At 69.3% G+C, this 10135-nt stretch carries 8 protein-coding genes; 5 read left to right on the top strand and 3 right to left on the bottom strand.

Annotation, left to right across the window (positions count from 1 at the left end; all coding sequences use genetic code 11):
• Positions 1–172: 172 nt before the first annotated feature.
• Complete coding sequence (locus QH470_RS26085; protein ID WP_280274989.1) at positions 173–1369, bottom strand: amidohydrolase family protein; 1197 nt, start codon at positions 1367–1369, stop codon at positions 173–175.
• Positions 1370–1407: 38 nt separating this feature from the next.
• Positions 1408–2955: an AMP-binding protein gene (locus tag QH470_RS26080; RefSeq protein WP_280274988.1), complete on the bottom strand. Its 1548-nt coding sequence runs from the start codon at positions 2953–2955 to the stop codon at positions 1408–1410.
• 90 nt (positions 2956–3045) lie between these two features.
• Here QH470_RS26080 and QH470_RS26075 point away from each other — a divergent pair, with 90 nt between their 5' ends.
• The 4 genes from QH470_RS26075 to QH470_RS26060 all read left to right on the top strand — a co-directional run bounded on the left by QH470_RS26075 (position 3046) and on the right by QH470_RS26060 (position 7129).
• Entirely contained in the window at positions 3046–3762 is a 717-nt protein-coding gene (locus tag QH470_RS26075; RefSeq protein ID WP_280274987.1) for an enoyl-CoA hydratase/isomerase family protein, read from the top strand.
• A 458-nt stretch (positions 3763–4220) separates the two neighbouring features.
• Entirely contained in the window at positions 4221–4745 is a 525-nt protein-coding gene (locus QH470_RS26070) for a hypothetical protein (protein WP_400182801.1), read from the top strand.
• A 226-nt stretch (positions 4746–4971) separates the two neighbouring features.
• Positions 4972–6249, top strand: coding sequence for a cytochrome P450 (locus QH470_RS26065; protein ID WP_280274985.1), 1278 nt, complete (start codon positions 4972–4974; stop codon positions 6247–6249).
• Between the two features lie 43 nt (positions 6250–6292).
• Positions 6293–7129 (top strand): mycofactocin-coupled SDR family oxidoreductase, encoded by an 837-nt coding sequence (locus QH470_RS26060; protein WP_280274984.1) that lies wholly within the window; start codon positions 6293–6295, stop codon positions 7127–7129.
• Between the two features lie 213 nt (positions 7130–7342).
• On the opposite strand, the gene QH470_RS26055 is transcribed toward QH470_RS26060, so the two are convergent.
• Positions 7343–8029: a TetR/AcrR family transcriptional regulator gene (locus tag QH470_RS26055; protein WP_280274983.1), complete on the bottom strand. Its 687-nt coding sequence runs from the start codon at positions 8027–8029 to the stop codon at positions 7343–7345.
• Positions 8030–8259: 230 nt separating this feature from the next.
• Between QH470_RS26055 and QH470_RS26050 the strand changes: the two genes are divergently transcribed.
• Positions 8260–9849, top strand: coding sequence for a GMC oxidoreductase (locus tag QH470_RS26050; protein ID WP_280274982.1), 1590 nt, complete (start codon positions 8260–8262; stop codon positions 9847–9849).
• Positions 9850–10135: the final 286 nt, after the last annotated feature.

Here is a 10135-nt window from a genome sequence, read left to right as displayed (position 1 = left end):
CCCCCCCCCCCCCCCCCCCGCCGCCCCCCCCCGCGGCCCCCCCCCGGGCCCCCCCCCCCCCCCCGCGGGGGCCGCCCCCCAAACCCCCCCCCCCCCCCCCCCCCCCCCCCGCCGCGGGGGCCCCCCCCCCCCTCGGCGGTGCTCAGGACCATCTCCGGGATGGTCTGCCAGCTCATACCTTCAGCAACCGCGCCAGATTGCCGCCCATGATCTTGGCCTGTTTCTCCTCGGGCATGTCCTTGATCTCGTGGATGTAGCGCGCCGGCTCGGCCAGGCCCTCCGGATGCGGCCAGTCCGAACCGAACAGCACGTGGTCGGCGCCCATGACCTGCGACAGCCGCTCCAGGTCCTCCTCCCAGAACGGGCTGACGTAGAGGCTCCGCTTGATGGTCTCGACCGGGTCGCGGAAACCGAAGCCCTCCGGCGCCTTCTTGTACACGTCGGTCAGCTGCTGCAGCAGCGGCTCCAGCCAGGCCGAGCCGTTCTCGATGACCGCGATCTTCAAGTCCGGGAACCGATTCAGCGCACCGTGGCACACCCAGGACGCGACCGCGTCGGTGACCGGCCGCCACTGGTTGGTCATGGCGAACGTGTTGGTCTTGAACGGCAGCATCTCCAGGCTGTTGCCCTCCCACTCCGCGTCGTAGCGGGAGTAGCCGCTGTCCGAGGAGTGCATGGTGACCAGCACGTCCAGCTCCACGACCCGCTTCCAGAACGGATCGAACTCCGGCAGCGCGAACGAGCGCAGGCCCTTGAAGCCGGGCACCGGAGCCGGGCGCACCAGGATGGCCTTGGCGCCGTGTTCCACGACGGCCCAGTTCAATTCGGCGATCGCGCGCTCGACGATCGGCAGCGTGATCACCGGGACGGTGAAGATGCGGCCGGAGTGCACGAAACTGCCGTCCTGGCCCCAGTCGTCCAGCATCCAGCGGTTCAGCGATTCGACCACCGCGTGGATCAGCTCGGGGTGGTGGCGCATGCGCTCCTCGACCAGGCTGGCCAGGGTCGGGAACATGAGCGCGCGCTGCAGCTGCAGGTCGTCCATGACCTTCAGCCGCGCCTCCGGATTGCGGAAGGCGTCGATCGCCTTCATCGACTTGCCGAAGATCTCCCGCCGGCTCTTGCCCTCGGGGTTGCCGTGCTTGAAGTACTCCTCCATCGCGCCGGGGCGAGCCACGACCTCGAAGGTGGGGTTGGGGATGTACTCGCTGATCTGGCCGAGCACCGCGATCTTGGTGCGGCCGTTGATCTCGACGTACTGGATCGTTCCCTCGTACTCCTTCGGCAGATGCCGGGTGAGGGCTTCCTTCGTCTCGTAGAGATGGTTGTCCGCGTCGAAGAGCTGGTAGGGCAGCTCGACCTTCGTCATGGAATCCTCCTTGTCGTTCTATGAGAATGTTATTCTCTTCACTGGTGAGCCGCAATGCCCTCGCGGCGCGCGGCCGCCAGGTCGCGGCGAACCACGAACTTCTGGATCTTGCCGCTGGCCGTGCGCGGGAAATCCGCGACGACGTGCACTTCCTCTGGCCACTTCTGTTTGGCGGGACCGGCCGCGGCGAAGTGGGCGCGCAACTGGTCCAAGGAGGGCGCGGTGTGCCCGGGGAGCAGGCGCAGCACCGCGGCCGTGCGCTCGCCCAGCCGCTCGTCGGGAACGGCCACCGCGATCGCCTCGGCCACGCCGGGCAGCGTCAGCAGCACCTCCTCGACCTCGAGCGCGCTGATGTTCTCGCCGCCGCGAATGATCATGTCGGACTTGCGATCCGTGATGGTCAGGTAGCCGTCCGCGTCGAGGGCGCCGATGTCGCCGGTGTGGTACCAGCCGTCCGCGTCGAAGGCGGCGGCGGTGAGTTCGGGATCGGTGTAGCCGAGGCAGAGATCCGGTCCGCGGCTGAGGATTTCGCCGTCCTCGGCCAGCCGCACCTCGACTCCCGGCAGCGCCCGGCCGTCGGTGAACAGCCGCTTGTCCTCCGGGGCGGTGTGGTGCGAGCCGGTGATCGAGGGATGCTCGGTGCTGCCGTAGGAGCGGTAGACCACGATGCCCAGCCGCGCGAGCCGGGTGGTCACCGCCGCGGGGACCGGCGCGCCGCCGAGTCCGGCGTAGCGCAGGTAGGGCAGGTGCTCGGGGGTGCAGTCGGGATGGTCGAGCAGGCTGGTCATGTAGTACGGCACGCCGCCGCCGACGGTCAGTCGCCGCGCGGTCATCAGGCCGAGGATCGCGGCCGGATCCCAGGCGTCGGCGAGATTGATCGGCACCCGGTCCAGGACCGGGATCAGCAGCGCGTTGATCATGCCGATGAAATGGCCGACCGGCGCCGCGGTGAGCTGGTCGCCGCGGTCGGCCGGATACATGCCGGCCAGCTGCCGGGTCTCGTAGACCAGGGTGCGGTGGGTGTGCACCACGCCCTTCGGTGCGCGAGTGGTGCCGGAGGTGTAAGCGATCAGGGCGGGATCGGCGGGGTCGACCCGCGCCGTGCCCGGCATCGGCTCGGCGTCGAGCAGCTCCTCGAAGTCCCGCCCGACCACCGCGACGACGGGGACGCGCTCGCGCAATGCGGCGCTGTCGGGACGGTCGGTGGTGACGAAGACCTGCGGCCGGGCCGCGTCGAGGATGTAGGTGAGTTCCTTGCGCCCGTAGAAGTGCACGATCGGGACCACCACGGCGCCCAGGAACGCCGCCGCCCAGAAGACCGCCGCGGCCTCCATCGAATTGGGCAGCTGGAAGGCGATGGTGTCGCCGGGCGCCACGCCGCGACGGCGCAGTCCGGCGGCCAGTCGCCGAGCCACCCGTTCCACCTCGCCGAACGTGCCCGACCACGGCCGCGTGGCCGAGTGGATGCGGAACTCGGTGCCGGGCGAGGCGGTCAGCCCGGCCGACAGCAGATCGCCGATCGTCTCGTCGGTCCACCAGCCCTCCGCCTGATAACGCCGGATCAGATCGAGGGGGATCGTGCGCATGGTCGAACTCCCGTCGGGGCAGGGGGACTCAACACCCGTTACGCTATTCTCTCATTAAGAGAACCACATTTCCCCAGGGGAGAACAAGACATGGTAGAGCTCGAGCTGGACGACGGTCTGGCGGTGGTGACCATCAATCGCCCGCATGCCCGCAATGCCATCGCGCCCGACACGATGGATCAGCTGGACAAGGCGATCGATGCCGCCGCCGGGGCCCGGGCGCTGGTGCTCACGGGAGCGGGTGACCGTGCCTTCGTCTCCGGCGGCGACCTCAAGGAACTGGCCGCGCTGCGGACCGAGGCGCAGGCGGCCGAGATGGCCTGGCGGATGCGCGGCATCTGTGATCGGCTCGCGGCCTTCCCGGGCCCGGTGGTCGCGGCGCTGAACGGGCATGCGCTCGGCGGCGGGGCGGAGGTCGCGGTGGCCGCCGATATCCGAATCGCGGCCGACGACATCAAGATCGGGTTCAATCAGGTGTCGCTGGCGATCATGCCCGCCTGGGGCGGCGCCGAGCGGCTGGCCGCGCTGGTCGGTCGCAGCCGGGCGCTGCTGCTCGCGGGTTCCGGGGCGATTCTCGACGCCGCGGCCGCCGAGCGGGCCGGGCTCGTCGACCGGGTGCTGCCCCGCGCCGAGTTCGACCAGGGCTGGCGCGCGCTGGCGCGCTCGCTGGCGACGGCGCCCGCGGCCGATATCAAGCGCGTGATCGGGGGAGTGCCGCCCGCCGAGGCCGTCGCGGCGTTCGCGCGGCTGTGGGTCGCCGACGAGCACTGGGTGGCCGCGGATCGAGTGATGAACCGCGCCAAGTGATTTCGTCCCATGAATGCGCGCGTACGGGGCATTGTACCGGCAGTCGGGGGCGGCGGTAGGCATGTTGCATAATCTCGTTTCAGAGTGACATAGATCACAAAACCACTCGAGTGAGGTCTGCATCGCAGCACGGGTAACCGGGTTACCGTGTTGATCGGTAGATTCCCCCCGTGGACGACGCGGCACTGGTCACCGGCCCTGACCCGTCGCACGTCCACCGGAGCGAACGTCGGCTCTTTCCGGTGAGCCCGCCGCCTGGAAACGGCGGCTCACCGAGCCGGCCGACCGCCGGACGGCGGGGTGCCCGTACAGTGGCCCGGCCGTTGGACCTGCCGCGATCTTCATATTCGAGAGGCGGGATGAGAACCATGGCTACACGATCCGTCGACCCCATCGAACAAGGCGTCCGGGTATTGGATTCGGCCGCGCGCTGGCGAGCACACGCGCGACGGCGACCCCTGCGCCACAGACTGGCGGTCGTCGCACCGAGTGCCGAGGATGTCATCCGCCATGTCGGGGGCTGGGTGTTCGACCGGACCTACGCGGGCTGGGAGGTGACGGTTCTGGTGTCCGACTGCGCGAATGTCCGTCCGCTGAGCATCCTCGGCGCGGAGGTGCTCGATCTGGAACAGTCGCTGGCCGCGCCGCTGCACGACACCTGGCCCAACGCCGTCGCGGTGGCGGCGCAGACCTACCGATCCGACGGCCGCGTGCGGGCCGGTGTGCTGGAATGCCTGGATCGCGGCCTGGTCGAGGTCGCGGTCTGGGGTGACGGGCTGCCCGCCGAGCTGGACGACCGGATCGCGCCCGTGCAGCACCGGGTGAGCGTGGCGGCCCGGGCGTTCAAGGCGTGTGCGTTGGCCGCCGCCGGTTTCCCGGCGGAGCAGGTCGCGGTGTCCGAAGCGTTCCACACCGGCGAACTGCCGTCGGACTGCCGGCGGGCGGGCGATCTCGTGTCGGCCCGGCCGGTCGCGGGAGTCTGATTCCGCCATAGTCGCGCGGTGACGGCGGCGATACCGGGTGTCTCCCGGTCATCGCCGCCGTCACCGTGTCCGGGTGCTGTTCGCGCGGTGCCGGAATCCGCGCCGCACCCATGCCCCGCCAGGGTCGCATAGATGATTGCGCAAGTCTGAGAATGATATTCCCGGTCTCCGGTAACTGTGTTACCGTCCGTAGTGGTTGCCTCGATCAACGCCAGGAGTTCTCCGCATGACTGATTTCGATTCGGTGGACTACTTCACCGATCCCTCGCTCGTTCCCGACCCGCACCCGTACTTCGACCATCTGCGGTCGAAATGCCCGGTGACGCGGGAATCGCAGCACGGCGTGTACGCGGTCACCGGATACGAGGAGTCGGTGGAGGTCCTGAAGGACGCCGACCTGTTCTCGTCGGTGATCGCGGTGGGCGGTCCGTTCCCGCCGTTGCCGTTCGAGGTGGAGGGCGACGACATCGGCGCCCTCATCGAACAGCACCGCACCCAGATGCCGATGTTCGAGCACATGGTGACGATGGACCCGCCCGACCACACCTACGCGCGTTCGCTGCTGGCCCGGCTGCTGACCCCGGCCAGGCTGAAGGAGAACGAGGACTTCATGTGGCGGCTGGCGGACCGCCAGCTCGACGAATTCCTCGAGCAAGGCAAGTGCGAGTTCCTCACCGAATACGCCAAGCCGTTCTCGCTGCTGGTGGTCGCGGACGTGCTGGGCGTGCCGGAGGAGGACCATCAGCAGTTCCGCACGGTGCTCGGCGCCGACCGGCCCGGCGCCCGCGTCGGGTCCCTCGACGACGAGGTGCTCGTGTCCAACCCGCTGGAATGGCTGGACGACAAGTTCGTCTCGTATATCAGTGAGCGCCGGGAGAATCCGCGCGACGACGTACTGACGTCGCTGGCGCTGGCGAAGTATCCCGACGGTTCCACGCCCGAGGTCATCGACGTGGTGCGGTCGGCGACATTCCTGTTCGCCGCAGGGCAGGAGACCACCGCCAAGCTGCTCAGCGCGGCGCTGCGTGTGCTCGGCGACCACCCGGAGGTGCAGCAGCAACTGCGCGAGGACCGCAGCAAGATCCCGGCCTTCATCGAGGAGACGCTGCGCATGGACTCGCCCGTCAAGAGCGGGTTCCGGCTGGCGAAGCGCGGGTCGACCGTCGGCGATGTCGAGATTCCGGTGGGATCGACGGTGATGGTCTGCCCCGGCGCGGCCAACCGCGATCCCCGCCGCTTCGAGCAGCCGCACGAATTCCGCTTGGACCGCAAGAACTTCCGCGAGCACATGGCGTTCGGCCGCGGCGTGCACACCTGCCCCGGCAGCCCGCTGGCGCGTGCCGAGGGCCGGGTGTCGATCGAGCGGATCCTGGACCGGATGCTCGACATCCGGATCGACGAGGAGCGGCACGGCCCCGCGGGCGACCGGCGCTACGACTACGAGCCGACCTACATCCTGCGCGGGCTGTCGAACCTGCACATCACCTTCACACCCAACCCCTGAGCGGAACGCCCGCGCTGCGGTGCAACAACGAAACGAGGTAACCATGACCGGACGGGTCGACGGGAAGGTCGCATTCATCACCGGCGCGGCGCGCGGCCAGGGCCGCAGCCACGCCGTGCGGTTGGCGCAGGAGGGCGCCGACATCATCGCGGTCGACGTCTGTAAACCGGTCAGCGGCACCGACCTGATCCCCGCCTCCACGCCGGAGGATCTGGCCGAGACCGCCGACCTGGTCAAGGGGCTGGGCCGCCGGATCGTGACGGCCGAGGTGGACGTGCGCGAGTACGACGCGCTGCAAGCGGCCGTCGACAGCGGCGTGGAGCAGCTGGGCCGGTTGGACATCGTCGTGGCCAACGCCGGCATCGGCAACGGCGGCGAGACGCTGGACAAGACCAGTGAAGAAGACTGGCAGACGATGATCGACATCAACCTGGGCGGTGTCTGGAAGGCCGCGAAAGCCGGTGTGCCACACCTGATCGCGGCCGGCGGCGGTTCGATCATCCTCACCAGTTCGGTGGGCGGGCTCAAGGCATACCCGAACACCGGGCACTACGTCGCCGCCAAGCACGGCGTGGTCGGCCTGATGCGGGCGTTCGCCGTCGAGCTGGGCCAGCATTCCATCCGGGTCAACTCGGTGCATCCGACGAACGTGAACACCCCGATGTTCATGAACGAGGGCACGATGAAGTTGTTCCGGCCGGATCTGGAGAACCCGACCAAGGAGGACTTCGCCCCGGTGGCGCAGTTCATGCACACCCTGCCGGTCGGCTGGGTGGAGCCGGTCGACATCAGCAACGCGGTGCTGTACCTGGCGTCCGACGAGGCGCGTTACGTCACCGGCGTCACGCTGCCGGTCGACGCGGGCAGCCTGCTCAAGTAGCGCTCGTTCCAGCCGTCAGGCCCGCCGGAGATCCGGCGGGCCTGACGGTTTTTCCGCGTGATCGACGATGTCGGCCCGGCGGGCACGCGTGGCGCCCGCAACCGGTGTCAATCGATCGTGCAGCCCGGGAGCGGTGCAACGGCGAACCGATCCGGTGGACGGTGGGACACCAGCACGGTAACACTGTTACCGGGCGTCACGACCTGTGAGTTGTCACAGCGGTTCACCGTCGCCGGTGTTGTTCGGGCCCGGCTCGTAGGGCGAGATGAAGGAGGGGCGCAGCACCAGCGTGGGCGCCTCGCCGGGCTGCGGGCGCTGGGCGGCGGCGGGCGCGGCGAGCGGTTCGTTGTTGGTGGTCAGCCGGTAGACGATGCGCTCGAGCGCGGGCAGGATCTCGGTGATCTCCAGCGAGCCGGCGGCGAACCGGCCGATGAGGGCGTAGGTCATGTTGGTCAGCACCATCCCGATGTCCGCCACATAGTCGGGGTCGATGTCGTCGAACAGCGCGCTGGCGGACGGGAGGATGGCGTCGAAGCCCTGCTCGTCGAGCAGGTGGCCGCGCGGGCCGGACCGCGCCTGGAAGTACGCCTCGAGCATGCGCGGATGGTGTTCCCACGGCCCGAACACACCGCGCAGCAGGCGGACGATGCCGTCGCGCAGGGACTCGCCCTCGGGCGCCTCGGTCAGCATGCCGTAGGTGTTGGTGGCCAGCCACTGTTGTACGGCGGCCAGCATCAGGTCGTCCCGCGTCGGGTACAGCTTGTAGACCGTCGTCAGTGAAACCCGTGCCCGCCGGGCCACTTCGCGTAACTGGACCGCGTCGTACCCCTCGGTTTCGAGCAGTGCCAGCACAGTGTCGATGATCTTGGCGGCCGAATCCTGGTTGCCCGTCCTGTCCACGAAACAACAGTAACGTAGTTATTTCAGTAACTTGATTACTCGAGTTGCTCCGGAACTCTTGACACCGTTGATCTACGGTGTCTAAATTGCGAATACCGCCCCGGGACCAGGGTTTTCAGCGTGCAGTCGCCGAGTGGTCCCCCTGGTAGCCGGTGCCGACCGGCCGTGAGCGCGATGTCCCCGGCGTCATCCGCGCGGGGTGTGTTCCGTCTGCGTTCTGGAGGTCGTTCGTGTCTGCATTCACCCGCCGTTCCTTTCTGGCCGGGACCATCGCGGCGGGGGCGGCGGTGGCGACCCCCGGCCTCGCGCGTGCCGGGATCGGAGCGGACGTGCGGCGCGTGCGCGCCGTGCGCGAGGACCATCGGGTGGTTGTGATCGGCTCGGGTTTCGGCGGCGGGGTCACCGCGCTGCGCCTGGCCGAGGCCGGCGTCCCGGTTCTGGTGCTCGAGCGCGGGCGGCGCTGGCCGACGGGGCCGAACGCGGAGACATTCCCGCACGCGACGGCGCCGGACAAGCGCATTCTCTGGTACCGGTCCGCGCCGCAGCTGTTCGGCGTCCCGGTGGCGTTCGAGCCGTACGCCGGTCTGGTCGAGGCAGTGCCGGGGGAGAACATGACGGCGCTGTGCGCGGCCGGCGTCGGCGGCGGATCGCTGGTGTACCAAGGCATGTCGCTGCAACCGGCCGAGGACGTGTTCAACACGCACTTCCCCGAGGACCTGGATTGGGCGACGATGAACCGGGTCCACTACCCGCGCGTCGCGCGCATGCTGCAACTCGCCACCGCCCCGGACGAGTTGATCGATACGCCGAACTATCGGGCCGCGCGGGTCTTCGCCGAGCACGTCCAGCGCGCCGGGCTGCCGCTGTCGAAGATCCCGATGCCGATCGACTGGAACTACGCGCTCGACGAACTGCGCGGCCGGATGAAGCCGTCCTACACCAACGGCGACGGCGCGATGGGTGTGAACAACGGCGGCAAGCACTCGGTCGATGTCACCTACCTCGCCGCGGCGGAGGCGACCGGCAAGGTCACCGTGGCGCCGCTGCATCACGTCACCGACATCGAGCGCGGCAAGGACGGGCGGTGGACGGTGTACGTCGACCGCATCGACACCTCGGGCACGGTGGTGGAGAACAAGATTCTCACCACCGACACGCTGGTGCTGTCGGCCGGCAGTCTCAACACCACCCGGCTGCTGGTCCGTGCGGCGGCCAAGGGCCAGATCCCCGACCTGCCCGACGAATTGGGCGGGGGCTGGGGCACCAACGCCGACCGCATCTACGCGTGGACCTGCTTCGGCGACAATGTCGGCGCGGCGCAGGGCGGGCCCGTCGTCTACGGCAGTCTGAACTGGAGTGATCCCGCGAAGGCGGGCACGGTGATCCAGGCGTCGATTCCGCCGCTGCAACTCGACGCGCACAGCACGATGCTCGTCGGCTACGGCGTCAGCGCCGCGCGGGGGCGGTTCGTCTACGACTCGGCCACCGACGACGCCCGGCTGCACTGGCCCGCGGCGGGCGACGAGATCGCGCAGAACGGCACCATCGGCCCGCTGGTCGAGCGCATCGCGGGCTCGGCGAGCGTGCTCACCGATACCAACGCGATCTTCCCCTCCACCTGGCATCCGCTCGGCGGCGCGAGCATGGGGACGGTCTGCGATCTGAACGGCCGCGTGCTCGGCCAGCGCGGCCTCTACGTCCTCGACGGCGCGCTGATGCCGGGCAACTCCGCCGCCTGCAATCCCTCCATGACCATCGCGGCGGTCGCCGAACGCGCACTGGATCACCTGGTCCGCGAGGACGTCGGCAGCGTCATCTGAGCGTTGTCGCCCCCGGCGTGCCCATGCTAGTGTTCGGACAGGTGTCCGGCCATGTGTTTCAGTGAGAGGGCAAGCCATGCCACGTTTCGAGCCGAATCCCGCTCGCCGTCCCGTGCTGATCGCGGGAGCGTCCTCGGGGATCGGTGGGGCCCGCGCCCTCGCCCAGGCCCCCCACCGCCCACCCGGCGCCCGGGGGGCCCCGCCCCGCGGCCCCGGGGCAAAGCGGGCGGAGAAAATTAACCCCCCCCGGGGGGCGGGGCTACCCCCCCCCCACGACCGAACCCCC

It is taken from the genome of Nocardia wallacei (assembly GCF_029868745.1).
Lineage (GTDB): Bacteria > Actinomycetota > Actinomycetes > Mycobacteriales > Mycobacteriaceae > Nocardia > Nocardia wallacei_B.
The sequence above is the reverse complement of the archived record's forward strand: the minus strand, read 5'-3'. Positions and strand labels throughout refer to the sequence as shown.

Bases quoted from the DNA above. Each gene is read 5' to 3' on its own strand.
- QH470_RS26085 (WP_280274989.1), bottom strand. From the start codon at position 1,369: ATGACGAAGGTCGAGCTGCCCTACCAGCTCTTCGACGCGGACAACCAT.
- QH470_RS26080 (WP_280274988.1), bottom strand. From the start codon at position 2,955: ATGCGCACGATCCCCCTCGATCTGATCCGGCGTTATCAGGCGGAGGGC.
- QH470_RS26075 (WP_280274987.1), top strand. From the start codon at position 3,046: ATGGTAGAGCTCGAGCTGGACGACGGTCTGGCGGTGGTGACCATCAAT.
- QH470_RS26065 (WP_280274985.1), top strand. From the start codon at position 4,972: ATGACTGATTTCGATTCGGTGGACTACTTCACCGATCCCTCGCTCGTT.
- QH470_RS26060 (WP_280274984.1), top strand. From the start codon at position 6,293: ATGACCGGACGGGTCGACGGGAAGGTCGCATTCATCACCGGCGCGGCG.